The sequence below is a fragment of the Amycolatopsis sp. NPDC026612 genome (genome assembly GCF_040638285.1).
Taxonomy (GTDB): Bacteria; Actinomycetota; Actinomycetes; order Mycobacteriales; family Pseudonocardiaceae; genus Amycolatopsis.
In genome coordinates this window covers 1-26189 of the sequence record NZ_JBEZYB010000062.1, presented here as the reverse complement: position 1 = coordinate 26189, position 26189 = coordinate 1, and the positions used below count along the sequence as shown (strand labels likewise).

24 protein-coding genes are annotated in these 26189 nt (G+C 72.1%); 11 read left to right on the top strand and 13 right to left on the bottom strand.

Going from position 1 to position 26189, the window contains the following annotated elements; genetic code table 11:
• Position 1: 1 nt before the first annotated feature.
• Both AB0F15_RS34900 and AB0F15_RS34895 read left to right on the top strand, forming a co-directional pair.
• Positions 2–523 carry a hemerythrin domain-containing protein gene (locus AB0F15_RS34900; RefSeq protein WP_360279971.1) on the top strand — a complete coding sequence of 174 codons (522 nt, stop codon included), beginning with the start codon at positions 2–4 and terminating at the stop codon, positions 521–523.
• 68 nt (positions 524–591) lie between these two features.
• Positions 592–1392, top strand: coding sequence for a GAF and ANTAR domain-containing protein (locus AB0F15_RS34895; RefSeq protein WP_360279968.1), 801 nt, complete (start codon positions 592–594; stop codon positions 1390–1392).
• Between the two features lie 62 nt (positions 1393–1454).
• Here the strand turns inward: AB0F15_RS34895 and AB0F15_RS34890 are convergent, their stop codons facing one another.
• The 3 genes from AB0F15_RS34890 to AB0F15_RS34880 form a co-directional block, all read right to left on the bottom strand.
• Positions 1455–1931: a hypothetical protein gene (locus tag AB0F15_RS34890; protein WP_360279965.1), complete on the bottom strand. Its 477-nt coding sequence runs from the start codon at positions 1929–1931 to the stop codon at positions 1455–1457.
• A 69-nt stretch (positions 1932–2000) separates the two neighbouring features.
• Positions 2001–2840 carry an aldo/keto reductase gene (locus AB0F15_RS34885; RefSeq protein ID WP_360279962.1) on the bottom strand — a complete coding sequence of 280 codons (840 nt, stop codon included), beginning with the start codon at positions 2838–2840 and terminating at the stop codon, positions 2001–2003.
• A 98-nt stretch (positions 2841–2938) separates the two neighbouring features.
• A complete protein-coding gene (locus tag AB0F15_RS34880; protein WP_360279959.1) occupies positions 2939–3400 on the bottom strand; it encodes an SRPBCC family protein in 462 nt (153 codons plus the stop codon).
• 118 nt (positions 3401–3518) lie between these two features.
• Here AB0F15_RS34880 and AB0F15_RS34875 point away from each other — a divergent pair, with 118 nt between their 5' ends.
• Genes AB0F15_RS34875 through AB0F15_RS34865 form a run of 3 tightly spaced genes read left to right on the top strand, consistent with a single transcriptional unit; the run spans position 3519 to position 4497 of the window.
• Entirely contained in the window at positions 3519–3932 is a 414-nt protein-coding gene (locus AB0F15_RS34875) for a phage holin family protein (RefSeq protein WP_360279957.1), read from the top strand.
• Positions 3929–4234 (top strand): DUF3618 domain-containing protein, encoded by a 306-nt coding sequence (locus tag AB0F15_RS34870; protein WP_360279955.1) that lies wholly within the window; start codon positions 3929–3931, stop codon positions 4232–4234. Before AB0F15_RS34875 ends, AB0F15_RS34870 begins: the two co-directional genes overlap by 4 nt.
• Positions 4231–4497: a DUF4235 domain-containing protein gene (locus tag AB0F15_RS34865; RefSeq protein ID WP_360279952.1), complete on the top strand. Its 267-nt coding sequence runs from the start codon at positions 4231–4233 to the stop codon at positions 4495–4497. The genes AB0F15_RS34870 and AB0F15_RS34865 overlap by 4 nt, the downstream gene beginning before the upstream one ends.
• A 49-nt stretch (positions 4498–4546) precedes the next feature.
• Here the strand turns inward: AB0F15_RS34865 and AB0F15_RS34860 are convergent, their stop codons facing one another.
• Positions 4547–4915 carry an STAS domain-containing protein gene (locus AB0F15_RS34860; RefSeq protein WP_360279949.1) on the bottom strand — a complete coding sequence of 123 codons (369 nt, stop codon included), beginning with the start codon at positions 4913–4915 and terminating at the stop codon, positions 4547–4549.
• Positions 4916–5086: 171 nt separating this feature from the next.
• Between AB0F15_RS34860 and AB0F15_RS34855 the strand changes: the two genes are divergently transcribed.
• A complete protein-coding gene (locus AB0F15_RS34855; protein ID WP_360279947.1) occupies positions 5087–6376 on the top strand; it encodes an NAD(P)/FAD-dependent oxidoreductase in 1290 nt (429 codons plus the stop codon).
• Between the two features lie 42 nt (positions 6377–6418).
• On the top strand, positions 6419–6967 hold the full coding sequence (locus AB0F15_RS34850; protein ID WP_360279945.1) for a hypothetical protein: 549 nt from the start codon (positions 6419–6421) through the stop codon (positions 6965–6967).
• On the opposite strand, the gene AB0F15_RS34845 is transcribed toward AB0F15_RS34850, so the two are convergent.
• Positions 6933–7847 carry a LysR family transcriptional regulator gene (locus AB0F15_RS34845; protein WP_360279942.1) on the bottom strand — a complete coding sequence of 305 codons (915 nt, stop codon included), beginning with the start codon at positions 7845–7847 and terminating at the stop codon, positions 6933–6935. The genes AB0F15_RS34850 and AB0F15_RS34845 overlap by 35 nt on opposite strands.
• 81 nt (positions 7848–7928) lie before the next feature.
• Here AB0F15_RS34845 and AB0F15_RS34840 point away from each other — a divergent pair, with 81 nt between their 5' ends.
• Together AB0F15_RS34840 and AB0F15_RS34835 are read left to right on the top strand one after the other, a co-directional pair.
• On the top strand, positions 7929–9257 hold the full coding sequence (locus AB0F15_RS34840; RefSeq protein ID WP_360279940.1) for a diaminopimelate decarboxylase: 1329 nt from the start codon (positions 7929–7931) through the stop codon (positions 9255–9257).
• Between the two features lie 41 nt (positions 9258–9298).
• Positions 9299–10792, top strand: a complete 1494-nt coding sequence (locus tag AB0F15_RS34835; protein WP_360279937.1) for a glycosyltransferase family 39 protein — start codon at positions 9299–9301, stop codon at positions 10790–10792.
• Between the two features lie 78 nt (positions 10793–10870).
• Here AB0F15_RS34835 and AB0F15_RS34830 read toward each other — a convergent pair whose 3' ends face one another.
• A complete protein-coding gene (locus AB0F15_RS34830; protein ID WP_360279934.1) occupies positions 10871–13222 on the bottom strand; it encodes an alpha-L-fucosidase in 2352 nt (783 codons plus the stop codon).
• A gap of 238 nt (positions 13223–13460) precedes the next feature.
• Between AB0F15_RS34830 and AB0F15_RS34825 the strand changes: the two genes are divergently transcribed.
• Positions 13461–13727, top strand: coding sequence for a hypothetical protein (locus AB0F15_RS34825; RefSeq protein ID WP_360279931.1), 267 nt, complete (start codon positions 13461–13463; stop codon positions 13725–13727).
• Positions 13728–14045: 318 nt separating this feature from the next.
• A complete protein-coding gene (locus AB0F15_RS34820) occupies positions 14046–15266 on the top strand; it encodes an SGNH/GDSL hydrolase family protein (RefSeq protein WP_360279928.1) in 1221 nt (406 codons plus the stop codon).
• 30 nt (positions 15267–15296) lie between these two features.
• Here the strand turns inward: AB0F15_RS34820 and AB0F15_RS34815 are convergent, their stop codons facing one another.
• From AB0F15_RS34815 to AB0F15_RS34785, 7 genes are all read right to left on the bottom strand, one after another.
• Positions 15297–20300, bottom strand: coding sequence for an RHS repeat-associated core domain-containing protein (locus tag AB0F15_RS34815; RefSeq protein ID WP_360279925.1), 5004 nt, complete (start codon positions 20298–20300; stop codon positions 15297–15299).
• A gap of 8 nt (positions 20301–20308) precedes the next feature.
• A complete protein-coding gene (locus AB0F15_RS34810) occupies positions 20309–20860 on the bottom strand; it encodes a YbaB/EbfC family nucleoid-associated protein (RefSeq protein ID WP_360279922.1) in 552 nt (183 codons plus the stop codon).
• A complete protein-coding gene (locus tag AB0F15_RS34805; RefSeq protein ID WP_360279919.1) occupies positions 20857–21201 on the bottom strand; it encodes a type VII secretion target in 345 nt (114 codons plus the stop codon). Before AB0F15_RS34805 ends, AB0F15_RS34810 begins: the two co-directional genes overlap by 4 nt.
• 4 nt (positions 21202–21205) lie before the next feature.
• The gene (locus tag AB0F15_RS34800) at positions 21206–23257 is read right to left on the bottom strand and encodes a hypothetical protein (protein ID WP_360279916.1); all 2052 of its coding nucleotides are present in this window, start codon (positions 23255–23257) and stop codon (positions 21206–21208) included.
• An 8-nt stretch (positions 23258–23265) separates the two neighbouring features.
• Positions 23266–23733 carry a hypothetical protein gene (locus AB0F15_RS34795; protein WP_360279913.1) on the bottom strand — a complete coding sequence of 156 codons (468 nt, stop codon included), beginning with the start codon at positions 23731–23733 and terminating at the stop codon, positions 23266–23268.
• 19 nt (positions 23734–23752) lie between these two features.
• Complete coding sequence (locus AB0F15_RS34790; protein ID WP_360279910.1) at positions 23753–24595, bottom strand: ESX secretion-associated protein EspG; 843 nt, start codon at positions 24593–24595, stop codon at positions 23753–23755.
• A 917-nt stretch (positions 24596–25512) separates the two neighbouring features.
• The coding region (locus AB0F15_RS34785) for a DUF222 domain-containing protein (RefSeq protein WP_360279908.1) at positions 25513–26189 on the bottom strand (677 nt) is incomplete at its 5' end.

Genomic DNA, 26189 nt, shown 5'->3' with positions numbered 1-26189 from the left:
CATGAACGGCAACCAGCCCGCCACCGACCTGACGACCGTCCTCGACGGCGACCACCGCGAGCTCGACCGGCTCTGCACCGAAATCGAACTCGACCAGGGCAGCCCGGAGAACCGCAAGGACCTCGCCGACCACCTGATCGCGGAGCTGGTCCGGCACGCCGTGGCCGAAGAGCCCTACCTCGACGGCGAGGGCGACCTCGCCGAGGCGGACGGCCTGATGCGGCAGCTCGAAGGTCTCGGGCCGCAGGAAACCCGGTTCGAGCGTCTGCTGGGCGGGCTGATCCGGGCCGTCCGGCGGCACGTCCGCGAGGAAGGGCCCGCAGCGGTGCGCGAGCTCCGGCGCACCTGCAACGCCGACCGGCAGGCCGAACTGGGCCGGGAGGTTCTCGAGAGCCGGGACGCCGCGGCGACGGTCCCGCACCCCGACCTCGCCGACCGGGTGCCGCAGGCCGACCAGCTGTGGCCGGGACCGGGGTTCGTCGACCGGGCCCGTGCGGCCCTGCGCACTGCGGCATCGGGTTGAATGGGAGGTCCGCCACAGCACTCTGAAGACAGCGCTGTGAGACAGCACCGTGAAGACAGCGAGGATCCATGAGCGTCGAGGAAGAGGAGTGGGCCCGGGAACGGGCCTGGTTCGGGCAGGGCGGTGAACCGGCGCCGGGTCCGCTGGCGCGGCAGTTCGCCGATCTGACCCGGACCCTGCTCGACGTGACGCCGACCGCCGGCGGGGTCCTCAAGCTCGTCGTCGGTGCCGCGAGCGCGCTCGTCCCGGGCGCCGACCTGGTCAGCGTCACCCTGCGCGACGCCGACGGCACGTTCCACACCCCGGTCGAGACGGACCCGGTCGCCGCGCGGCTCGACCAGGTGCAGTACGACCACGGCGAAGGCCCGTGCGTGGAGTCGGCCCGCCCGGACGGCCCGGCCGTCGGCTGGTCGCAGGACCTGGGGCGCGAGCCGCGCTGGCCGTCGTTCGGCCCGGCCGCCGCGCGGCACGGCTACCACTCGGTGCTGGCCACCGCCCTGCTCGCGGACGCCCGCCCGCCCCGGCTTTCGGGCGCGCTCAACATCTACTCGCACACCCCGGGGGCGTTCGACGCCCGGGCGATCGACATCGCGCTGCTGCTGGCGACGCACGCGTCCCTGGCGCTGGCCCACACCGAAGCCGTGGCCTCGGCCGAGCTGGAGGCGGCGCACCTGCGCCGGGCGGTCGACAGCCGCGACGTCATCGGCCAGGCCAAGGGCATCCTCATGCAGCGCCGCGGCATCACCGCCGACGAGGCCTTCGACGTGCTGCGCCGCGCGTCCCAGGAACTCAACGTCAAGCTCGCCGACCTGGCGAAGACCCTCGCCTCGCGGCACACCGAAGTGGATCTGCCCGCTGCCGAGGCGTGACACACACACCGAGGGCGGCACTTTCACGTGAAAGTGCCGCCCTCGGTGTGTGTCGGACGCTGTCAGGGCGCGGAGTACGGAGCCCGGTTCTCCATCACCGGGCCGGCCGCCGGATACCGACCGTCCTGCCCCGGCGGCGGGGTGACCGGGGTGACCGTCGGGCCCTGCTGCTCCGGCTCCATGCGCTGCCGGGCGCCGCGCTGGACGACCGCCTCGACTTCCTGTTCACCGCGGATGCGGGCCAGGACGCCGAGGGTGATGGCGTGGGCCAGTGCGAGGATCAGCAGCAGCACGCCGATCCGCCCCACCACGCCGGGCAGATCGCTGCCGCCCATGTCGATGGTCGAAATCAGCGCCAGCACCCCCAGCGTCGCGAGGTGGAACAGCACCGTGACCAGGCGGGTCATCGAAGCGCCCGCCGCCGGGTCGCCGTAGGAGTTCTCCAGGTACCGGCGGCCGCTGCGGTAGATGATCTGCCCGTCTACCAGGACCAGCGCAACGCCGATCGCGAGGAACGACAGGTACGCGTTCGTGGTCATGCCGGACGCTCCTTCCAGGGGGACCTTGCGGGAGGAATACCCGGCAGGTCGCGCAGGGAAACGCCGTCGTCACCCGGTGAAGGTGTCCGGGTCCGCCCCGGTGCGGCGGCCTTCGTCGAGCCTGCCGATCTCGGCCATCTCCTCGTCGTCGAGCGCGAAGCCGAACACGTCGAGGTTCTGGCGCATCCGCTCGGGGGACGAGGACTTCGGGAACACGATGTTCCCGAGCTGGACGTGCCAGCGCAGCACCACCTGCGCGGCCGTCCGCCCGTGCTTCTCCGCCAGCCGCGTGAGCACCGGGTCGCCGAGGACGCCGGCCCGGGCGAGGGGGCTCCACGCCTCGGTGGCGATGCCGTGCTCCTGGTGGTACTCGCGCAACGCGGGCTGCTGCAACGCCGGGTGCAGTTCGATCTGGTTCACCGCGGGCACCGTGCCGGTCTCCTCGGCGAGCCGGTCGAGGTGGGCGGGCTGGAAGTTCGACACGCCGATGGCGCGGGCCTTGCCCGCGCGCAGGATGTCTTCGAAACCCCGCCACGTGCGAACGTAGTTGTCCTTGTGCGGCAAGGGCCAGTGGATGAGGTAGAGGTCGACGTAGTCGAAGCCGAACCGGCGCAGGCTGCCTTCCAGCGCGGTGATCGCGTTGTCGTACCCGTGCGCGTCGTTCGCCAGCTTCGTCGTGACGAACACGTCTTCGCGCGCGCAGCCGGACTCCGCGATCCCGGCGCCGACACCGGCCTCGTTGCGGTACATCTGCGCCGTGTCGATGTGGCGGTAGCCGGTTTCCAGGGCCGTCCGCACGGCCTCGGCGGTCTCTTCGGGCGGGATCGGGAAGACACCGAACCCGACCTGCGGGATCCGCACGCCGTTGTTCAGTTCGAGGGTCGGAACCCCGGCCGTCGTGGTCGTCATGCGTGCGGCCTACCCGACACCCCCGGACGCGAAACACGGCGGGGCGGGATCCACCCGCCCCGCCGTGTCACTCGCCCTGAACGGGTGACTCGGGCGCGCTACAGGCCCGGGCGGTCCACGTCACCGCGCCAGCTGCCGGTCTCCCGGCCGCGCTGCTCGATGAACTCCTTGAACCGCTTGAGGTCGCCCTTCACCCGGCGGTCGAGAACGCCGAGCTTGTCGGCGACGTTCTCGGCGAAGCCCTCCGGGTCGATGTCCATCTGCGCGGTGACCCGCGTGTGCGAGTCGTCGAGCCGGTGGAACGTGATGACGCCGGCGTGGTCCGGACCGGAGTCCGACGTCCACGCGACCCGCTCGTCGGGGTGCTGCTCGGTGATCGTCGCGTCGAATTCGCGCGTCACGCCACCGAACCGCGTCACCCAGTGGGTGTGGGTGGCGTCCACCTGGCGGATCTCTTCGACGCCCTCCATGAACTGCGGGAATTCCTCGAACTGCGTCCACTGGTTGTAAGCGGTGGAAACGGGGACTTCCACATCCACGACTTCGGTGATCGTGCCCATGCACTCCTCCTGATCGGTGGTCGAAGACTCCGGCTACCCGGTGCCTTCGCGGCCAAACCCGCCGTGGTTGACCCACGCCGGGGCCGGGTATCCGCCGACCAGGCGAAGGAGGTGTTCGGTGATCGAAGAGGCAAACAAGACACCGGCGGCCGACCGCTCGGTCGGCGAACTGGTGACGGACCTGACCGACGAGGTCAAGCGGCTCGTCCGGGACGAGATGCGGCTCGCGGTCTTCGAACTGCAGCGCAAGGGCAAGAAGATGGGCCTGGGCGCCGGGTTGTTCGGTGCGGCGGGCCTGTTCGCGTTGCTCGGGGCCGGCACACTGGTCGCGGCCGCCGTGCTGGCGCTCGCGCTGGTCGTGCCCGGCTGGCTGGCGGCGGTGCTCGTCGCGGCCGCCCTGTTCGTGGTCGCCGCGATCGCGGCGCTGGTCGGGAAGAAGGAAGTGACGCAAGGGGTGCCGCCGGTACCCGAAGAGGCGATCAGCGGCGTCCGCGAAGACGTGGACACCCTGAAACAGGGAGTGCGGACATGAGCGGGGACTTCCCGAAGAACCCCGAAGAGGCGCGGCTCGACCGGGACGCCACCCGGGAAGAGCTGACCGAAACCCTGGAGGCGCTCGGGCACAAGCTCGACGTGAAGACCAGGGTCAAGGAAAACGTCGACGAGAAGCTCGACCAGGCGACCGCCAAGGTCGCCGACGTGACGAACGAGCCGACCGCGGTCAAGTTCCGCCAGGGCGCCGACGCCGTGCGCGCCAACCCGGTGCCGGTCTTCGCCGGCGTGCTGGGCCTGCTGATCCTGATCCGCCTGATCCTGCGCCGGAGGAAGCCGTGAACAAGACCCTGTACAAGCCGCTGAGCTGGGTGGTGGGCGCGCTGGGCGGCGTCCTGGCCGGTCAGGTGTTCAAGCAGGTCTGGACCCGCGTGGCCGGCGAAGAGGACGCCCCCGGCGCCACCGACCGCGACTACACCTGGCGGCAGGTGATCATCGCGGCGGCGGTGCAGGGGGCGATCTTCGGTGCCGTCAAGGCCGCGACCGAGCGGGCCGGTGCCGTCGGCTACCGCAAGGCCACCGGCGACTGGCCGGGCGACGACTGACTTTCTTCATGACCGACCACAGTGGACGGCGGGAGGCGTGACCGCAGGGTCACGCCTCCCGGCCGGGCTCGAGGGCCAGGCCGGCGAGGGCGGGCCCGACGCCGGGGTGGATCTTCAGCATCCGGTCGGCCCCGGTGGCTTCGAGCGACCGGGTGACCGCGTGGCCGCCGAGCACGACGGCGAGTTCGGTGCGGCTGTCCGCCCGCAGCAGCGACCGGACACCGGCGCAGCTGAGGAAGGCGACCCGGGACAGGTCGACGACCAGCCGGTCACCGGTGGCGAGGGCTTCGTCGAGCGTGGCGATCGTGGCGGCGTCGATGTCGCCCACCAGGGTGAGGACGCGGATTCCGCCGGGTCGCTCGGTGGTGGTGACGGTCAGGCCGGACGGTTCGTAAAGCGTGCGAAAACAGTCGTACATGGCGCTCCCTTTGGTTCAGCGATACAGGGGCGCTGACCGGAGCACGTGTCTGAACAACAGCCAACACCCCTGACCGTACGCCCCTGGGGCGAGAGGTCAACCCCGCGGGTTTCCCGGCCCGGACCTCGGGTAATCCGTTCGGGACGAATATCCGGCCCTGGAAGGAGATCCATGCGTGTCGTGATCGTCGGCGGCGGTTTCGCCGGTTACCACGCGGCGAAGAGCCTGCGGAAGGAAACCGGCGAAGAGGTCGAGATCGTCGTGCTGAACCCGACGGATTACTTCCTCTACCTGCCGTTGCTGCCCGAAGTGGCGGCCGGGATCCTCGACCCCCGGCGGGTCGCCGTTTCGATCCCCGAGACACTGCGTGGAGTGCGCCTCGTGCTCGGCGTGGCGACCGGCGTGGACTTCGATTCCCGCCACGTCACGTTCACCGATCCCGAGGACAACGAGCACCGGATCGGGTACGACCGGCTGGTGCTGGCCGCGGGCAGCGTCAACAAGCTGTTGCCGATCCCCGGCGTCCCGGAATACGCGCACGGGTTCCGCGGTGTGCCGGAAGCGCTGTACCTGCGCGACCACATCACGCGGCAGATCGAATTGGCCGCCGCGGCCGAAGATCCCGCCGAACGCGACGCCCGCTGCACGTTCGTGGTGGTCGGGGCCGGCTACACCGGCACCGAGGTCGCCGCGCAGGGTCCCGCGTTCACCGCGGCGCTCGCCGCGCGCCACCCCGAGCTGGCCGGGCAGCCGATCCGCTGGCTGCTGCTCGACGTCGCCGAACGCGTGCTGCCCGAGCTCGACAAGCGGCTCGCGCGGACCGCCGGCGAAGTCCTCCGCGCACGGGGGGTCGAAGTGCTCATGAAGACTTCGGTGGACCATGCCGACGAGAAGGGTGTCGCGCTGACGAACGGGGACACCGTGCCGGCCCGCACCCTCGTGTGGTGCGTCGGCGTGCGGCCGGACCCGTTCGTGGCCGAGCTCGGACTCGAAACCACGAAGGGCAGGCTCGTGGTCACCCCCCAGCTGAACGTGCCGGGCCGCGACGACGTGTTCGCCTGCGGTGACGCGGCCGCGGTGCCCGACCTCACCCGCCCCGGCCAGTACACCGCGATGACCGCGCAGCACGCGCAGCGGCAGGGGAAGCTGGCCGGCCGCAACGTCGCGGCGTCGCTCGGGCACGGCCGCCCCGGCACCTACCGGCACCACGACCTCGGCTTCGTCGTCGACCTCGGAGCCGGTGCGGCCGCGGCGAATCCCTTGCACGTGCCCCTGTCCGGGCGGCCGGCGAAGGCCGTGACGCGCGGCTACCACCTCATGGCGATGCCGGGCAACCGCGTGCGCACGACCGCCGACTGGCTCCTGGAGGCGCTCATCGGCCGCCAGACCGTCCAATTGGGACTCGTCCGCTCCGGGGCCGTGCCGCTCGACACGGACACGCCGGAACTCCCCCGCCGCTGACCGGCCGGGTCGCCGAAAGTTCTTTTCCCGTAAGGAGAATCCATGTCCATCGATCCTGCCCGCTCCGAAGGACCGTCCGTCGTGACCGCAGGCGACCCGTCGGGGCCCAAGATCATCGTCCTCGACCCGGCGGGTGCCGGGAAGCGCGACGAACTGCCCGCGACCTGGCGGCCGCTGGCCGAGACGCGGGCCGTCTTCTGGTGCCGCGTGCCCGCCGGCGGCGCCCTCACCGAAGCCGACGACCTCCTCGGCGACGCCGGCCCTGCCGACCCCGAGATCGCCGTCGTGGCGAGCGGCCCCTTCGCCGCGGAAGCCCTTCAGCTCGTCGAGCGGCACCGGGGCGCGGCCACGCACCTGCTGCTGGTCGATCCGGCTTCGGACGCGTTCCTCGCGTCCGGTGACGCCTTGCAGGCCAACGACGCCTGGCTGGCCGAACACGACGACGTCGTCTCGAAGCTGCGCGAAGCGGGCACGGACGTGCGGGTGGTCGCCTCCAGCACCGAGAGCCCGGAAGACCGCGTGCCGCCGCCGCTGCCGCTCGGCCACCCCGAGGTGGTCACGGCGGTGCGCTCGGTGCTCGGGGTGGACTAGCGTCCCACCCGGCGGCGAGCGCCACGAACGCCCGCACCACCGGGGACGCCGGGCCGGCCCGCCAGGCCAGGCCCAGGTCGATCCTCGGTGGCGGGTCGGCCAGCCGCCGCAGCACCACGCCGCGGCGCCGCAGCGCCCGCGCCCGGTGTTCGGGCACCGCGGCGAGACCGGCGCCTTCGGCGACCGCGCGCATCAGCTGCTCGTCCTCGGGTTCCTCGCGGACGATCGGCGGCAGCCCGCCCGGCCAGACCTGTCCGCTGATCGCGTCGTACTGACCGGGGCCGTTGGCCCGCGGCCAGAACACCACCGGCTCGGCGGCGATCCACGTGCGGCGGATCCGGCCGCGGCGGCGAGCGAGCGGGTGGCCCGTGGGCAGCGCGAGCAGGACCTCCTCCGACCCGACCACCGCGACCTCGACCCCCGGGGCGGTGACCGGCGGCCGCACGAACCCGGCATCGATCTCGCCCGCCGCCAGCCGGGCCAGGTTCAGGCTGGTCCAGCCGGTCTCCAGGGCGAGTTCGACGCCCGGGTACCGCTCGCGGTACGCCGCGACGAGGTCGCCGGCCAGCGGGCCGGGCGCCGAACGCGTGTAGGCGATCCGCAGCCGCCCGGCGTCGCCCCGGCCGGCCGCGGTGACGGCGCCGCGCGCCCGCTCCAGCCGGTCGAGCAGGTCGCGGGCCTCGGCGGCGGCGATGCGCCCGGCCTCCGTCAGCGTGAAGCGCGGGCCGGTGCGGTCGAGCAGCGCGACCCCGAGGTCCGCTTCGAAGGCGCGGATCTGCTGGCTCAGCGACGGCTGCGACACGAACAGGCGGGCGGCCGCCTTCGTGAAGTGCATTTCTTCGGCGAGCACGGCGAAGTAGTGCCATCGGCGGAGGTCCACGCAGTCATCATAGGTCTGTCCTATGGTTCGATCGGGACGAAGTCTTGGACCGGCGGCGCTCTTCGCTGCTGTCCTGGCACCATGACCACGACCAGCGCCCCCCTGACCCGCACCGACCGCAGGCTGCTCGCCCTGACCGCCGCGGCGGACCGGCGGCTCGTCGACCCGATGGCCGGGTTCGTCGACCTCGAGGGTGTCCGGGAAGCCGTCGAAGATCTGACGAAGGCGTTCGCGCCGCTCGGGCGCGTCCAGCACACGGTGGCCGCCAAGGCGTGCGGTCTCGCACCCCTCCTGCGGTTCCTCGGCGAACTCGGGATCGACGCCGAAGTCGCCAGCCCGGGCGAGACGGCCGTCGCCGAAGCCGCCGGCCTCCGCGGCCCGCGGCTGGTGCTCGACTCCCCCGCCAAGACGATCGCCGAGCTCGCCCACGCGCTGGCCGAGGGCACGGCGGTCAACGCCGACAGCTTCCAGGAGCTCGCGCGGCTCGACCGGCTGGTCGGCGCGACCCCGCCGCGGTCGGTGCTGGGCGTGCGGGTCAACCCGCAGGTCGGCGCCGGCCGGATCGGCGACACGAGCACCGCCACGGCGGGGTCGAAGTTCGGGATTCCGTTGCGGGACCACGGAAACCGGGGACTGCTGCTCGAGTCCTTCGCGCACCGGCCGTGGCTGACCCGGCTGCACGTCCACGTCGGCTCGCAGGGCTGCCCGCCGGAGCTGCTGGCCGCGGGCGTCGCCGCGGTGCACGAACTGGCCGAGGAGATCAACGCCGAGGCCGGGTACCGGCAGGTGACCAGCCTCGACCTCGGCGGCGGGCTGCCGGTGGACTTCACCTCCGACGACCCCGGCCCCACGTACGCCGGCTACGTGGCGACGCTGCTGGCCCGCGTGCCGTCCCTGGCCGACGGGCGCTACGCGTTCGTCACCGAGTTCGGCCGGTCCCTGCTGGCCAAGAGCGGTTTCCTCGTCAGCGCGGTCGAGTACACGAAGTTCGCCGGCGGACGGCACATCGCCGTGACGCACGCGGGTGCCCAGGTGGCCGCCCGCACGGTGCTCCAGCCGGAGCACTGGCCGCTGCGGATCGGCGCGCTCGACCCCGGGGGCCGGCCGAAGACCGGACCGGAGGTGCCGCAGGACATCGCGGGTCCGCTGTGTTTCGCGGGCGACCTGCTCGCGCGGCAGCGGCCCCTGCCGCTGCTGGAACCGGGCGACTTCGTCGTCGCCCACGACACTGGTGCGTACTACTTCGGCGCGCACTACGCGTACAACACGCTGCCGCGCCCGGCCGTGCACGGGTTCACCGTGTCCCCCCGCGGTGACGTCGGGTTCACCCCGATCCGCCGGACGCAGACCCTCGCCGAGCTGGTCGCCGACGCCGGCGGCGAATTCCTCGAAGCGCCTCCGGCCGGGTGATCGGGCGCGTACGATCCGGCGCACGCCGAGGGGAGACTGCGATGGGGGCGGATCGGGACCTGCCGCGGTTCGCCGCGCTGCCGGTGGGGGCGGTCGTCGCGGTCCAGGCCGTCGTGCTGACAGCGCTGTCCGGCCGCTACGGCTTCCACCGCGACGAGCTGTACTTCGTCGCGGCGGGCCGCCGTCCGGACTGGGGTTATGTCGACAACCCGCCGATCACGCCGTGGCTCGCCCGCGCGTCGACCGCGGTGTTCGGGGAAACGCCGGCCGGCCTGCGGGTGGTCGCGACCCTGCTGGGCATGGCGACCGTCGTGGTCGTCGCGCTGATCGCCCGCGAGTTCGGCGGCGGCCGCGGTGTCCAGCTGTTCACCGCGATCGCGACGGCGTTGTCGGCGTACGTCCTGGTCGTGTCGCACATGCTGGCCACCAACTCCGCGGACGTGCTGCTGTGGTCGCTGATCGCGCTGTCCGGCCTGCGGCTGCTGCGCACCGGCGACGGCCGGTGGTGGCTCGCCGTCGGCGCCGCCACCGGGCTCGGCCTCGCGAACAAGTGGCTCGTCCTGCTCCTGGTGTCCGGGCTCGGCGTCGGCGTGGCCGTCGCGGGGCCGCGCCGGGTCCTGCGGACCTGGTGGCTCGCGGCCGGCGCCGGGATCGCCCTCGTCCTGGCGGCGCCGGTGGTGTTCTGGCAGGCGGCGCACGGCTGGCCGATGCTCACCGTCGCCGGCGGGATCAGCGAGGACGACGGCGCCGAGAACCGCATCCTGTTCGTGCCGATGCAGCTGCTCCTCCTCTCCCCCGTCCTGGTGCCGGTGTGGATCGCCGGGCTCGTCCGGCCCTGGCGCGAACCCGGCCTGCGCTGGGCCCGCCCGCTGGCGATCGCCTACCCGGTGGTCTGCGTCGAACTCCTCGTGCTCGGCGGAAAGCCGTACTACCCGGTGCCGTTGCTGCTGCCGCTGGTCGCCCTGGGTGCCGAACCGGTGCTGCGGTGGCTGGGCCGGGGCGGGGCGCCGCGGCGGGTGCTCACCGGCGTGGCCGCTGCCGTCTGCGCCGTCGTGTCCGTCCTCGTCGGGCTCCCGGTGGTACCGGTGTCCGCGCTGAACGGCGCGCTGCTGGCGATGAACAAGGAGCCGGGCGAGCAGGTCGGCTGGCCGGAGTTCGCCGGCACCGTCGCGGGCGCCTGGGCGCGGATCCCGGCTGCCGAGCGCGACACCGCGGTGATCTTCACCGGCAACTACGGCGAAGCCGGGGCGCTCGATCGGTACGGTCCCGAGCACGGGCTGCCCCCGGCGTACTCGGCGCACATGTCGTACGCGGACTGGGGGCCGCCGCCGGACCGGCTGGTCGGCCCGGTGCTGCTCGTCGGGCGGATCGACCGCGGCTCGCCCGCCTCCCGTCTGATCACCGGGTGCCGCACGGTCGCGAAGCACCACAACGCCGAAGGCGTCGACAACGACGAGGAAGGTGTCGTGCTTTCGCTGTGCACGCTGACGCGGCCGTGGTCCGAGGCGTGGCCCCGGCTGCGGCACTACTACTGAGCGACTGCTGAGCGGTCCGCGGGCTCGCCCGCGGCACACCGCGGCCGCGGGCGAGCACCCGTTTCAGGAAGACACCGCTCAGCTCCAGGCGACCTTGAACACCCAGGTGAAGCGGCCCGCCTGGCGAGCCGCGGCCGGGACGTCGATCACCAGCGAGCCGTTCTCCACGGTCCAGTGCAGGTTCCCGCGGTACCCGAGCAGGCTCACCCGGTCACCCGAGCGGATCGGCACCGGTGCGTCCACCACCAGCCTGCTGCCCGGCGCCGTCAGCGAGTGCACGTAGAACGCCTCGTTCTGCTTCACCGTGAACCGCAGGTCGCCGAGCTGGGCCATCCGCGACCAGTACGTCGTGCCGTAGATCGCCTCGCCGTTGACCTTCAGCCACGCACCCGCGTCCCGCAGGTGCTTCTGCATGACGTCCGGGATCGTGCCGTCGAAGTCCGGGCCGATGTCGAGCAGGAAGTTGCCGTTCTTGGACACGATGTCGACGAGCGTCCGGACGACCTCCTCCGCCGTCATGTACCGGGCGTCGGGGGTCGCGCGGTTGTAGCCGTAGGAGAACGGGTCGAGGCCGCGGCTCGCCTCCCACTTCGCCACCACGGTGTTGGGGTACGTCGTGTACTCCGGCGTCGTGAAGTCGTGGTCGGGGATGCCGCCGCGGTCGTTGTAGGTGACGTCCTTGGGGTGCTTGCGGTTCTTCGCGCGGTTGAAGTACTCCGAGATCACCGCGCGGGTGTCGTTGACGCCGCCGATGTCGAACCACAGGACGTCCGGGTCGAACTCCGAGATCAGCTCGAGCACCTGCGGCGCCTGGTAGTCGCGGACGAAGTCCTTCCCCGCGGTGTAGCCGGTGTAGGGCAGCGCCGCGCCGGTGTACGGGTTGCGCGGCGCGTGTCCCATCCACGGGTTGTCGGGGTTGAACCACTCCGGCAGCGAGAAGTACAGGCCGTTGCGCAGCTGGGGTGTGTACTTCCGGGACGCCGCGAAGAGCTCGTTGATGATGTTCCGCTTCGGGCCGAGCTTCACGGAGTTGCGGTCGCTGACCTTGGTGTCCCACAACGCAAAACCGTCGTGGTGCTTGGACGTGAGGACGTAGTACTCCGCGCCCGCGTCCGCGATCAGGTTCAGCCAGGTGCGGGGGTTGAACTTCGCCGCCGTGAACATCGGGATGAAGTCGTCGTAGGTGAAGTTCTCGCCGTAGGTCTTGGCGTGGTAGGCGTAGGTCGCGCCGTTCGGGTCCTGCTGGTTCTGCCAGTACCACTCCGCGTACTGCTGCCCCACCGGCGCCCAGGCGGGCACGGCGTAGACGCCCCAGTGGATGAAGATGCCGAACTTGCTGTCGTTGAACCAGTAGGGCGCGCGGTGGGTCGAGAGCGACGCGTCGGTCGGCCGGAAGTCCGGGACGCCGAGGGTGATCGGCACCTGCTGGGTGGCGAGCGTGCCCCGGCCGGCGGTGACGCGGATCTGGCCGTTCGTGGTGGTGCCCGGCGGCACGGACGCGTTCGGGGCGAGCCCGAGCCGCACCGTCGCCTGTTCTCCCGGGGCCAGCGCGCGGATGGTCGCCGGCACGGTCGTCCGGCCACCGGGGACGTCGACGGTGACCGTGACCTTGTCGCGGGCCCCGAGCCACACCGTTCCCGCGTTCACGATGGTCGCCTCGGCGGCCTGCGGGCCGCCGTCGGTGAGCAGGTTCGCCGACGACCGGCCGTCGAGGACGAGGGCCGAGCGGCCCACGGCGACCGGCTGGAGGGTGAGCGCGAAGACGTGCAGGCTGGAGACGTTCGGTGCCGGGTTCGCCGTCGTGGGCAGGGTCAGCGCGACGGCTTCGCGGGCCGGGTCGACCCAGACCTGGCCGGTGGCCAGCGAGACGGGGTTGTTGTCGACCACGCCGCCGGGTGCGTAGCGGAACGGCGAGACGAGGGCGCCGGTGCCGGTGTACCAGTCGGGGCCGGAGAGGGAACCGGTGCTCGTGGTGCCGTCGGCGTAGTGCACGGTCGCCGTGCCGCCGCAGGCGCCGTAGCTGGCGGCGACCAGGACGTACGCGACGAAGTAGCGGCCCTTCGGCAGATCGATCGTCTGGCCGGTGGCGGCGATGTTGTTCTTGGCGCCGGCGGCCGCGGAACCGAGCTTGAACGGGAGGCCGCCGGCGGTGACGGTCTGCCCGGACGGCAGGTGCTCGGCCGGGAAGGTGTAGCCGGATCCGTCGAAGTCGCCACCGGTGGCCGACGCGCTGTCGATGCCGTCGTTGGTGAACCAGGTGTCGAGCGCGACCGGGACGGGTGGCGGGGGCGGAACGATCGGGGTGTCCGGGGTGTCGGCGGCGGCGTCCACGGGGATGGCGGCGCCGGCGGGCGTACGGCCGGCCGCGCTGAGCGCGACGGCACCACCCAGGGCGATGCCCAGAGCTTGGCGGCGGGGGAAGGTCGGCACTGAGCCTCCAGGGATCGGATGACTACGGCGGATTGACGGCAGATGTCGTCCTCAACAGGCACATCTGTCGCTGGCGGAGCTAATTCATCCGATGAATGACCTTGCTCGTTGCCTCTCGCCGTGTCAAGAGGCCAACCGGACCGATCGAACTGAACCGGCCTCCGGTACCTCGCGTACTCCTAGGTAACGAGCTGCAGCACTCGCCGCCGGAACACCCCCAGATCGAGAGGCCAGACCGATGTCCACCATTCCGAGCGCGCTGAGCCGTCGCGCGATCGCCATGCTCAAGGCGGTCGGCGAAGGCCGCGCCGAGCTCCGCTGCAGCTGTGAACCCGACCTCCGCGTCGACGGTTTGCCGTGCTGCGACCAGAGCACCGCCCACGACCTCGCCCGCGCCGGGCTGATCAGAGCCACCCGGCTCGTCGCCCCCGGCCAGTGGGTCCCCGCCGAACTGACCGACGCCGGGCGCCGCGCCGTGAGCGGCCTTCCCGCCGCCGCGGCTTGACCCCCGCGGGTCCGGGAGCGGGGCCGGAATTTCCCGGCACCGGGCTGAACCACCCGGCACCGGCGGCCGTGCTTGGGGTGAGGGCGTCTCGCACACGCCCTCCGGGGTCACCACGACGCAACGATCAGGCCAGCCTCCGCCCGATCGGGACCGGGTACCCCGGCGAGCGGCCGTCGCGGCAACGGCCACCTCGCGCGGGCCCGTCCGGCATCCCCAGAATCCCGGACGGGCCCGCCCCCGCTCCTGTCCCGGATCTTGTCCGCCGCCTCACCTGATCAGCGGTCGCCGACCCACCGTGCCGCGCGCCACGGTGAGGACATGCGACGTTTCGTGGCCCTGAGTGCGGCTGTGCTGGCGGGATTGGGCCTCTTCACGACAGCCGGCAGCGCCAACCCGGAAAGCGCTGTCCCGGAGCTCGCGCAGCACGTCGTGAGCGGCTGGGTCGGGACCTGGGCCGCGGCACCCGCGGCCGCCGTGCCGAACACGCCGGACGGCTACCCGGGCTATTCGATCCGCAACGTCGTGCACACCAGCGCCGGGGGCGGCCGCGCCCGCGTCCACCTGTCGAACGCCTTCGGCACCACTCCCCTGACCTTCGGGCACGTCACCGTCGCGGTCCAGGGCAGCGGGCCGGACGCCGTGCCGGGCACCCTGCGGTCGCTGACCTTCGGCGGTTCGCCGGTCGTCGTGGTGCCGTCCGGCGCCGAAGCGCTGAGCGACCCGGTCAACCTGCGGGTGCCCGCCGACGCCAACCTGCTCGTGACCACCTACGTGCCGGCGAAGTCCGGGCCGGTGACCTACCACCCGGCCGCGGCGCAGACGTCGTACTTCACGCGGGACGGCGACTTCGCCGCCAGCGAGTCCGGCGCCCCGTACACCGAGCAGACGTCCGTGTGGCACTACGTCTCCGGCGTCGACGTCCAGGGCGGGGCCGAAGCCTCGATCGTGACCCTCGGCGACTCGATCACCGACGGCGTCGGCTCGGCCACCGGGGCCAACCACCGCTGGCCGGACTACCTCGCCGACCGGCTGCACGGCCACTACGGCGTGCTCAACGCCGGCATCAGCGCCAACCGGCTGCTGCTCGACGTGCCCGGCTCCGGCGCCGGCCAGAACGCGCTCGCCCGCTTCGACCGCGACGTGCTGGGCGTCGGCGGCGTGCGGACGCTGATCGTGCTGGAGGGCATCAACGACATCCAGCAGGACCCGCACCAGACCGACCCGGCCGCGATCACCTCGGCGTACCGCCAGCTGGTGGCGCAGGCGCACGCGCGCGGCATCCGGGTCCTCGGCGGCACGCTCACGCCGTTCAAGGGCTGGCGGGTCTACGACGACACCCTCGAAGCGACCCGGCTGGCGGTGAACGCGTTCATCCGCACCAGCGGGGTGTTCGACGGCGTGATCGACTTCGACGCGGCGGTCCGTGACCCGGCCGACCCGCTCCGGATGCGGCCGGCCTACGACTCGGGCGACCACCTCCACCCGGGCGACGCGGGCTACGAGCGCATGGCGCAGGCGATCCGCCTGGACCGCCTCTGAGCCGGGCGCCCAGCCGGGCGCCCGGCCGCGTCAGTCACCCATGTCGGTGTCCGAGTCGTCCCGCCGCCGCCGCTTGGGCGGCGGGGAGTCGTCGACCGACATCGGCGAGTGCACCGGGCCCGAGTTCGACCCGCTCCCGGACGGGACCGCCTGCGGAGCACCGCCGGCCGGCTTCCCGCCACCAGGGATCTCCTGCCACGAGTGCCACGGGCCACCCTGCTTCGCGAACCCGGGGTCGTTGCGGTCCCAGTAGGCCCGGTCCGCGCCGTCGCTCGGGTGCGGGCTCTTGTAGCGGTCCTCGTGCGCGCCACTCGCGTTGGACCGCTCCTTGGACTCGATGCCGTGGTAGGTGCTCTCCTGGCGGTTGTGCTCCAGGTTCTCCTTGCGGGTCCGGCCCATCCCTTCCCGGTTCCAGTTGGAGCCGGCGGCCTCGCCGTGCCCGAGCACGCCGTTCTTGTGGCCCTTGATCTCGTTGCCGCTCGCGCCGGTGTAGTTCTCGCCGGGCTGCTTGGTGTCGAAGCGCCGGTTCGGGTCCATCAGCCACTTCTTGTCGGGCTTCTTCCCGCCCGGCACCGGCGACAACGCCGCGTCCTCCCACAGGGGAAGCATGTTGCCGTGGTCGTGCTTGGGGTTTTCGTACCCGGCCGCGGTCCGCCGGTCGTACTTCTGCCCCCCGGCGGGTTTCTTCGCGCCGTACTTGCCGGCCGGCGACATCTGCTGGTAGAGCCGCCCGCCGGGCGAGTGCTCGGTGACGACGTTGTTCGGGACGTTCGTGTTGATCTTCAGGTTCGGCTTCCCGCCGCCGGCACCGCCCCCGGTGCCCTGCGCGCTCGTCCCGCCGTTCTTGCAGCTCTGGGGAGCGAGTCCGAGCGGGTCGGCCCACGCGTGCGGGTTCTCGACGTACGCGTGCGGATTGGGCCCGGCGCCGAGGCCGATCGGATCGGGGCTCGCGTACCGCCCCGTCGCCGGGTCGTAGTACCGGAAGAAGTTGTAGTGCAGCCCGCTTTCGGCGTCGAAGTACTGTCCGGCGAACCGCAGGGGCGTGCCCGTCCCGGTGCGGGTCTCCTCGACCGTGGTGCCCCACAGGCTCAGCCGGGAGAACCAGGCGACGGCGCCCCGGTCGTCGACCAGCTCGGTGGGCGCACCCGCCGGGTCGGCCACGACCACGTGGAACTGCTCGCCGTCGAGCTCCTGCGGCGAGCGGAACAGCCGTTCCCGCTGGATCAGCGGCTGGAAGCTGTCCGGCTCGTAGTCCCACACGGTGACCCGGGTGCCGGTGGCGTCCGTGTGGGCCTGCTCGACCAGCACCTGGTCGTCCCAGGTGAACTCGACCCGCTCGGCGACGCCGATGCCGTCCGGCGCGAGCCGTTCCTTGCCGATCCGCCTGCCCAGCGGGTCGTAGGTGTACCGCCACTGCGTGCCGTCCGGGGTCCGCACCCCGGCGAGCCGGTCCTGCGGGCCCCAGGCGTACTGCCAGATTCCCGCCCCTTCGCTCTCCCGGCGCACGAGGCGGCCCCGGTCGTCGTGGGTGAAGCGGATCCGCCCGGCCGTCCGGACCACCGAGCCTTCGAACGACCGCGCCCCGAGAGCGTCCTGGTCGGCCGACGTGGGCCAGACGGCTTCGGTGACGTTGCCCGCGGCGTCATAGGCGTACCGCTCGGACCAGCGCGGCGCCCGCACGCCGACGACCCGGGCCCGCTGGTCCAGCGTGAAGCCCCGCGGCCCGGTGAGCCGGTCCTGGACACCGGTCAGCGCGCCGTCCGGCCGGTACGCGTACGAGCGCTGCTGACTGAGCTGCCCCGCCACGCCGGTGATGGTCTGCGAGAGCAGCTGGGCGTCCGGCGTCCACGCCTGGCTGATCGCCGCGCCGGAGTCGAGGACGCGCCGCACCTCGCGGCCGGCGAGGTCGTGTTCGAAGCGCAGGGTCCGGCCGGCCGTGTGCACGGCGAGCGGCCGGTCCAGCGGGTCGTATTCCCACACGCTCTCGGCGCCGGACGGTGTCCGGCGCCGGACCCGGCGGCCCAGTGCGTCGTAGGCCGACTCCACCGTCCGGCCGTTCACCGTTTCGGCGGTCACCCGGCCCGCGGCGTCGCGCTGGAACGTCACCCGGTTCCGGCCGTCGTCGGCCTCCAGCAGGTGCCCCGCGGTGCTGAAGGTGTACCGCGTCGTGACCGGCCCGCAGGTGTGCTCGACGACGTTGCCCACCGGGTCGTGCCGGAAGGTCGTCGTCTCCCCCGCGTGCGTTCGGGCGACGAGCTGCCCCGCGGCGTCGTAGCGGTAGTCCACCGTGGTGCCGGCGAAGTCCGTCTCGCGGACCAGGTTCCCGGCCGCGTCGTACTCGTAGCGCCAGACGAGACCCTGCTCGTTCGTGACGGCGGTCAGCCGCAGCATGGTGTCGTAGGAGAACCGGACGCGGCTGCCGTCCGGGCGGATCTCCGCCGCGGGCAGGTCGAAGTGCGTGGTTTCCGCCCGGGTGACCGCGCCGGCCGCGTCGGTGTGCGCGACGCTGTTGCCTTCGCCGTCGAAGATCCACCGCTCGACGGCGCCGCTCGGCTGCCGGTGCCACGAGAGCCGTCCGTCGACCGTGTAGCCGAAGCCCTCCACGCTCCCCGACGGGTCGGTGACGGCCCGGATGCGGCCGAACAGGTCGCGCTCGTACCGGGTCAACCGGCCGAGCGGGTCGGTGGTCGCGACCGGTAGCCCGCCGGCGTCGGTTTCGACCAGCAGGGTGTGGCCCAGCGCGTCGGTGATCGACGAGACGTTCCCGTCGCCGTCGTAGGTGTACCGGGTGGTGGCACCGGCCGGGTCGGTCACCGCGGTGAGGCTGCCGCGCTCGTCGTACTCCCAGCGCGTGACCACACCGGGCGCTTCGGTCATCGTCAGCGGCAGGCCGAACCGGTTGCGCTCGAAGGTGATCCCGGCGCCGTCCGGCCGGGTGATGGCGGTCAGGTGGCCCGCATCGTCGTAGGCGTACGCGGTGGTGCGGCCGAGTTGGTCGGTCTGGCGCAGCAGCCGGTCGTGGGCGTCCCACTCGTTGACGATCGTGCCGCCGAGGGGGTCGACTTCCTTGACGACCTGACCGGCTTCGTTCAGGTGGAACTCGGTGGAATGCCCCAGGGAGTCCGTCGAGTAGGTGATGCGGTTCTCGGTGTCGTACGCCAGCGTGCCGGTGAAGAAGCCGCCGGCGCCCTCGGTGCGGACGCACCGTCCGTGGCGGTCGTAGGTGTAGCGGTACCACTCGCCGTTGCGGTCGGTCCAGCCGGTGATCCGCCCCGCCGCGTCGTAGCCGTACCGGAACGCCTGCCCGGAGGGGTTGGTCACCGCGGTCAGCGCGCCGTCGGTGTAGCCGTAGCGCAGCAGCTCGACCTCGGTGCCGTCGGCCGAGGCCGCGTGCAGCGCCGCGACCAGGCCGCCGGCCGTCTCCACCCGGACGGTGTACCCGCCGCTGTGCCGGATCTCGGTCGGCACGCCGTGCTCGTCGTGGACGAACTCGATCCGGTGGCCGTGCCGGTCGCCGATCGAGGTCAGGGGCAGCTCGCCCCGGCCCGGGGCGAAGTAGAGCACGAGCGCCCGCTCGAAGTCCTCGATCAGGTAGCCGCCGTCTTCGGTGCGGGTGAGACGCCGGTCGGGCCCTTGGTCACTGGTGGTCCAGACGCCGACGACCGGGTGCGGGTACTTCTGGATCGTGCCGTCGGACGCCGCGAAGGTCAGGCCCGTGTCGTCGACCGCCAGCCGCTGGTCCAAAGTGGACACCCAGCTCGCGCCGAACCAGCGGCCGGCCTGGTGGGCCGAGAAGTGGGTCCGCTCGACGACCAGGGGCAGCACGCCCAGGAACTCGGCGTCGACCTCGCTCATCACCATCTGGCCGGTGGAGACGTCGATCGGGTCGGTCACGCACCGCGTGTTGTCCTGCGACCGGGGATTCGGCGTCTCGTCCTTCAGCGGGGGCGGGGACTTCTCCTTGCCCTTGCCGCCCCCGGGGGGCCCGTCGACCCCGCCGCGCGACCCGGTCGGGCCGTCCGGCACGGGGTCCGGGCTCCGCGGCGGCGGGTCGGTCTTCGGCGGCGGATCCGTCTTGGGCGGGGGGTCGGTCTTCGGCGGCGGGTCCGCCTTCGCGCCCGACGCGGTGGTGCTGTCGCCCTTCGGTGGCGGATCGGTCTTGGGGGGTGGGTCGGTCTTCGGCGGCGGATCCGTCTTGGGCGGCGGCGCGTCCGAGCCGCCCTTGCCCTTGGGGCCGCCGAGGTCCCGGGGATTGCCCCGGATGTCGGCGTGCTTCGCCGGCGGCGCGGCCTTGCCCGGCTTGATGTTCTTCATGGCCTTCGCCGCGTCCGCGAACAGGTCGCCGGCCCGCTTGAGCAGCGGGACCAGGGCCTTCAACGCCGTGACGAGCCGCTTGACCAGGTCCGCGATCTTCGACGCGGTCTTCGCCACCGCATTGATCACCTGCGGGACGACCCAGGTCATCCCGATGCCGAGGGTGAACACGACCTGCAGCGCCCAGCTGATCAGGTGCCCGACCAGCTCGGCGATGATGTCCCGCACGAGCGCCCGGACCGCGGCCACGACCTCACCTGCGGTCTTCACGCCGCTGGACGCGCCTTCGCAGCCCTTCTGCGCGGTCTCCAGCAGCGTCACCGTGTCCTGCGCCCGCTGGCGGTAGGCGTCGGCGGCGTTGCCGGTCCACGACGCGGTGTCCGCCTTGACCATCCCGGTCAGGTCCTCACCGATGCTGCCCAGCTCCGCCGCGACGTTCTTCCACGTCTCGGACTGGGCCGCGATCTCGTCGGCGTTGCCGGTGAGTCCGTTGAGGGCTTCCTTCAGCGGGCCCACGTGCTCGATCAGCCAGCCGACGCCGGCCGCCAGGATCGCGCCGAACGGGTCCATCGCCATCGACAACGCGTCCAGCGCCGTCCCGACCGCACCGAGCGCCACCGACGCCCAGTCCCCGCTCTCGATGGCGGACTTCAGGTCGTTCGCCGACTCAAGCAGCGAAATCCCCGAATAGGCCTTCGTGGAGTCTTTGGTGTCCGCCACCAACGGGTTCACCACGGGTTGTTGTTCTCATCGTCGGAAGCGGCGGGCCGCCGGGGCGGCGGGGAGGCCTGCGGAGCCGCGGGGGCCGGCGGGACGCCCGCGCCACCCGTCGGGGACGGCGGTACCGGCCCCGGCGCGGCGGGTGCCTGCTCGTCCGGTTCGTCCGGGCCGGGGAATCGGCCGCGCAGGGAGTCGAGCAGGGCGCCGCGGGTCTCGCGGTCCTCGTCGCCGAGCTGCTCGGCCATCACCCCGGCCACGCGGTCGGCGATACCGGACTGCGCCCGGCGCATCGTCGTCAGGATCTGCCGCGACAGCTCGTCCAGCGGGAACGACTTGACCTTGTTCGAGAACGTCAGGTCGGTGACGGTGCCGTCCGCACCGACGGTGACCTTGACCGCGCCGTCGGAGCTGGTCGCGGTCAGCCGCAGCCGTTCGGTCTTCTCCTGCGCGGCCTGGTAGCGCTCGGCCTTCGCCGCGAACCCGGCCGCCCAGTCGTCCATCCGGCGGATCGTCTCGTCGGGGTCCCGCATCAGGTCGCCCAGCCCGTTCGGTCCCGTCATGACCGCACCTTCGCTTCCACCTCGCGCGGCGCGGCCGCGAGCTGACGCTCGAACGGCTGCGCATTGCCCTCTTCACCATCGCGGTAGGACTGCGCGGCCGTCTTGACGTTGTCCGCCAGCCCGCGCACGCCTTCGGTCGACGCCGTCAGCGCCTCTTTCGCCTTCTCGCCCGTGGGGCGGATGATCGGCGGGAGGAACGCGCACAGCAGCCCGTAGGCGTGGTCGGACATCGCCGTGTCGGCCGCCGAGCTCGCCGTGTTGAGCCGGTCCACCAGCCCCTCGACGTGACTCGCGTGCGCGACCAGGTCGTCCGGTTCGACCTCGAAGCCGGCGGCCGTCATGCCCTCACTTCCAATCCTGGTTCTTCCAGTCACCGATCACCGGGGGTGCGACCACCTGTTCGCCCGCGAAGAAGTTCGGGTCGTCGCTCTCGAGGTAGTCGGCCGACTTGTGTTCCTTGTCGTCTTCCTTTTTGCCGCCGCGCGCGCCGGAACCCATGCCGCCCATACCGGGGGACCCCGCCGCGCCGGCCGCACCGCGGCCCGACATCGCGTTGCGCGCCGCGGCCGCTTCGGCTTCCGCGGCCGCGCCGGAGGCGGCACCGCCGCTCAGGTTGCCCGCGCCGCGCGAGCTCGCGCCGCCCGCACCGGCACCACCGGTCCCGGAGCCACCGGCCCCGGAACCGCCGCCGATCCCGCCGAGGGATCCGCCACCGCTGCCACTGCCGCCGCCCAAGCCGCCGAGCCGGCTGGCGATGCTGTCGCCGTTGATCCCGCCGCCGCGGCCGATGGTCGGCAGCTTGGCACCGCCGGGGGTGTTGAGGCCGGGGCTGTTGAGGCCGCCGGTGCCGGTGGGCAGGCCGGTGATCGGGTCGATGCCGGGCGGGGTGAACCCGGGGATCGGGTTGCCGACGCGGCCGCCGCCCCCGCTGTTCGGGATATCCGGGATGTTCGGGATGTTCGGCGGCGTGAAGCCGCTGCCGCCGGTGCCCCCCGTGTTCGGGATGCCGGACGGGGAGAACCCGGACGACGTCGTCGAGTCGTCGAAGTGCGGCAGCGACGAGCCGGGGATGCCGGCCCCGCTGAAGTTGCCGCCGGTGGGCGTGTCGGGGACGTCGAAGGCCGGCGGCGTGAAGCCCGCGCCACCGCCACCCGCTCCGCCGCCGGGGATGCCGCCGCCGGGGATGCCGCCGCCGGAGAATCCGGAACCTGTGTTGCCACCGCCTGGGATACCACTGCCTGAAATGTCAGTGCCCGGAATGCCACCGCCCGGGGTGCCGCCGCCGGCGATGTCACTACCTGGAATGCCACTGCCCGGGATACCACTGCCCGGGAGTCCGCTGCCGGAAAAGCCGGGCACGCCGGCACCGCTGCCGCCTGCGCCGCCCCCGGCACCCGTGCCGTTCAGGCCCGCTGCGTTCACGTCGGCCAGTGTCCCCGCCGTCCGTTGCTCCGCCTCGGTCCGCGCCAGCAGCGGCTGGTCGGCGCCGCCCGCGCCGGAACCGCCCCCCGCGACCGTGTTGGCCCTGGTCGCCGTGGCGGTCGGCAGCTTCGGCGGGGCAGGGAACCTCGGAGTGGCGACAGCGCCGCCGATGGTCTCGTCGTACTGCGTCAGGATCTGCGCGGCGTGGTCCCGTGCGGCCTGCTGCGCCCGGTAGGTCTGCATGGCCTCGCCCGCGGCCGCCGCGTACTGCACCGGGTCGGTCATCGACATCAGGCGCTGGTTGGTCGACTGCAGGTCGAACTGCACCGGCGGGTTGGCGGTCATCTGCCGCTGGGTCTCGTTGAGCGCCTGGGAGTGGATCTCCTGCTGCCGTCCGGCGAGGGTCGCGCCCTGTGCGGTCGCGCCGAGCCACTTGCCGACGCCGGCCAGGTGCTCGCGGACGGCGTCACCGGCGCCGCCCTGCCAGTTGCCGGTGCTCGCGTTGATCGCGTCGGCGAGGGTCTTCTGGTGGGTGCCGAGGTCGTTGCCGACGCGCACCCACTCCTCCGACGTTTCCGCGACGGTCGCCGAGTTGGCGTCCAGCGTGATGGCTTCGTTCATCTGCTCGTGGCTGGCGTTGTTCCACAGCGTTCGCGGTGCCCCGCCGGTCTCGCGCATGGTGAGGCCCTCGTCGAGGCCGTGCTTGGCGTCGGCGAGGTGCTGTTCGTAGAGGTCCTGGATCTTCCGGTCGCGCAGCACGGGGTCGACGACCGGGCCGAGCCAGCCGCGCCGGATCTCGTCGTCGACCTGCCGGGTGGCCATCTCCCGGATCTGGTCGCCCGAGGGCGACTTGTCCGCGGTCAGCGGCCCCACGTAGTACTTCGACGACGAGTCGGCGGTGACGTCGTAGAGGGGGCTGCGCGGGTTGTAGTCCGGGGACGAGGGGTCCGACACGGATTGGGCGGTGGGTGCCACGGTCTCCCTCAGCTGTGGTCGGCGGGCGGGATCGCCGCGAGCATGGCCCGCGTGTCCTCTTCCCGGGCCTTGTAGTTCTTCTTCGCCAGCTTGATGGCCTCGATGTAGGTCGGGAACTCCTGCCGCGCGGCCTGCAGCTGGGTGAGCAGGCCGTGGTCGTCGGCGGCGGTGCTGACCATGTGCGCGGAGACCCACTGCCCGGTGGCGGTCCGGCTCATCGCCGGCGCGTCGTGCAGCCGCTGCAGGCCGGCCCACCGCGCCTCGAGCGACTCGAGCACCCCTTCGAGTGACTCGATCAGCTGGTTGCCCGTGGTGTCGTCGACCGCGAAGCCGCCGCTCTGGGCGAGCCGCTTCAGCTCGGTACCGGCGAGGCCGACGCGCACCGTGGCCATCATCTTCGCCTCGGGAGCCGTGGCCGACCGCATCTCCGAGGTGGCCTGGAGCATCTTGGCCGCCGCCGCGATCTCTTCCGTCATCAGGACTGTTCCTCCCCGGTCAGTAGACAGCCGCGATGGCGTCGCGGATGGCGCGCGCGAGATCGGCCCGCCCGGCCGGCACGTACTCCGCCGTCAGCTCACCGGACTCGCCGGTCCTGGTGTGCACCAGGTAGCGACCGTCGGCGGTGTCGAGCCAGCTCAGCGGTTCGCCGGCGAGCCGCTCACCGCGCCGTCCCTGCGCACTGACGGCGATGTGCCCGCCCCCCAGCCGAGGTTCGGCGAGCACCCGTTCGAGCACGGCGACATCCGAAGTCTTGGGGGTCGGAGGACGCCGCCCCGGCCGCACCACGGCCTTGACCTCGATCATCCCGAAGGCGTCGGTCTCTTCTTCGTCGAATTCGGCGTCCGCGAGCCGCTTCGCGGTCATGGCCGAGACCTCCCGCCCGGCGGCCCGGTGCACGACGTGCCTCCCGGTGGTCGCGGCGGGCGCCGGCGGCAGCACGCCGGTGACGACCTCGACGAGGTCTTCGTCCGCGAACAGCGAGAACAGCAGGTCATCGCTGTCCGGAGCCTGCGTGATGCCGAGCGCTTGCGCCCCGTCGCTGACGACGAGAACGGCAACATCGGCACCCAGCCCGTCGATCCCGCTGACGGCCACCGAAACCCGCGGCTCGGCGAGCAGCTCGAACGCGGCCCGCACACCGGGGTGCAGCTCACCGGAGACCGAAAGCCGCCGTTCCTCGAGCGCATCGTAAACCTGCCGCGCAACCCGCACGAACCGCACGGGATCGGCGGGCAGATTCCCGGCCCGCAAGGGGTACCGCCGGACATCGCCCCCGGTCGCCTTGCCGACGACGAGCGCTTCGACGACCTCGAGGACGAACTCGAACCGCTCCGCCATTTCCCCTCGCCGGATCCTTTTCATCAAACCTTCAAGCAAGCTCCCTGACGAACATTAGCAGTGCCGCAAGAGCGGGCGTCGGCACCGCCGCCCCGATGCCCGAAAGACCACGATCCCTGCACTGCACGGGCAAAGCACGGCCGGTGGTGGACGACCGCGCCCGGTGAGGGGGCTGAACTGCAGAGACGGTCCTCGGCGTGGTGGAGATGAGGGGTTGGATCACTCCTTCGATATCTCGACGGCCTGACTGGGGTCGGAGCGGGTGCTGCTGGTCGGGTTGGCGGGGGCGGGGCGCCGGATGGCTCGTGCATCGTTACCGGCTTGGCTCGGCGGCCGCTGGGGTGGTGGAGGTGGTGACTCGGATTCCGCAGCTGCGGCCGAGGCGGTGGCGATCGCAGCGACGGTTCGGCCCCGGGGGGTGCGGGGCGGGCGATTGCGGCCTGGGCGGTTGCGATGGCGGCCGTTGCGGCGTTGGCGTTGGCGTTGGCGTTGGCGGGAACGCTTCGGGCCGACCTGTTGACCGCCAGTGGGCCGAAGTTCCTCGCCTGCACCGAGGCCATCGACTGCGCTGCGCACGCCAAGTGCGGCGGGCCATGACGTCGGTGTGAGGTTGGAGGTTGAATTCCAGCAGTAGTGGGGTTGCTGGCAGATGTCTTCGGCGCTAGCAAGGTGGCGACGCGGCTGGAGGAGTATTTCCGTTGACAGCATGGCGGCGCCAGCGGTTGCCCCAGTTGCTGGCGCATTGCCGTGAGGCGCCCATCTTTGCGGCGACGTGAACGTGCGAGCCGGCGGCGACACTCGACAGACAGCACTTCTCAACCTGCCGCAGAAAGACCCAGGCCCTCGTCCGCGATGGAGTTGAACAGGCGGCCGTGAGGGTAGGCCCGTAGCCATTGGGCTGCGGGCCTACCCCTACCTCAGGCTGCGAATGGCAGCGGTTCGTGAATGTTGTTGCGCCGAGGTTTTCGGCGCCTGTCAATGAACACCGGTGGCAGGAACTCCGGTAAGCCATCGGCGGCGATGCGGACCTCCCACCCCGAGCGGTGCAACAACCGATGGTGGTGAGCGCACAGCAACACCAGATTACCCAGGTCGGTGGGACCACCCTCGGCCCAATGCCGGACATGGTGACCTTGACAATGCCGAGGTGGGCGATGACAGCCCGGGAACGCACACCCGCGGTCCCGTAAGAACAGGGCACGGCGCAAACCCGCCGAAATCAGGCGGCGGAGACGGCCGAGGTTGAGAGGTTCGCTCTTCTCACCCAGCACCGCCGGGATGATCATGCTGTCGCAGGCATGCACCCGGGCCTCAGCCGCCGACATCGAGCCGGTATCACCCAAGGTCGCACGCCCCACACCGGTCTTCAGGTCTTCCAGGGACACGGCGACCATCACGTGGGCGCGTTCACCGGCCTGCATGGGCAGGTCTGGGGAGTTGAGGGCGAGGTCGACCGCGTCGGAGAAGGCGTCGCCGTAGCGGTGCTGCGGGGACCGCACGTCCGGGCCTTCGTCGCCGGTGCGGCGTTCGGCCAGAGCGTCCAGCAGGGCGCTGGCGCGGGTGCCGGTCTCGTCGTCGAACCTGCCGTTCAGCT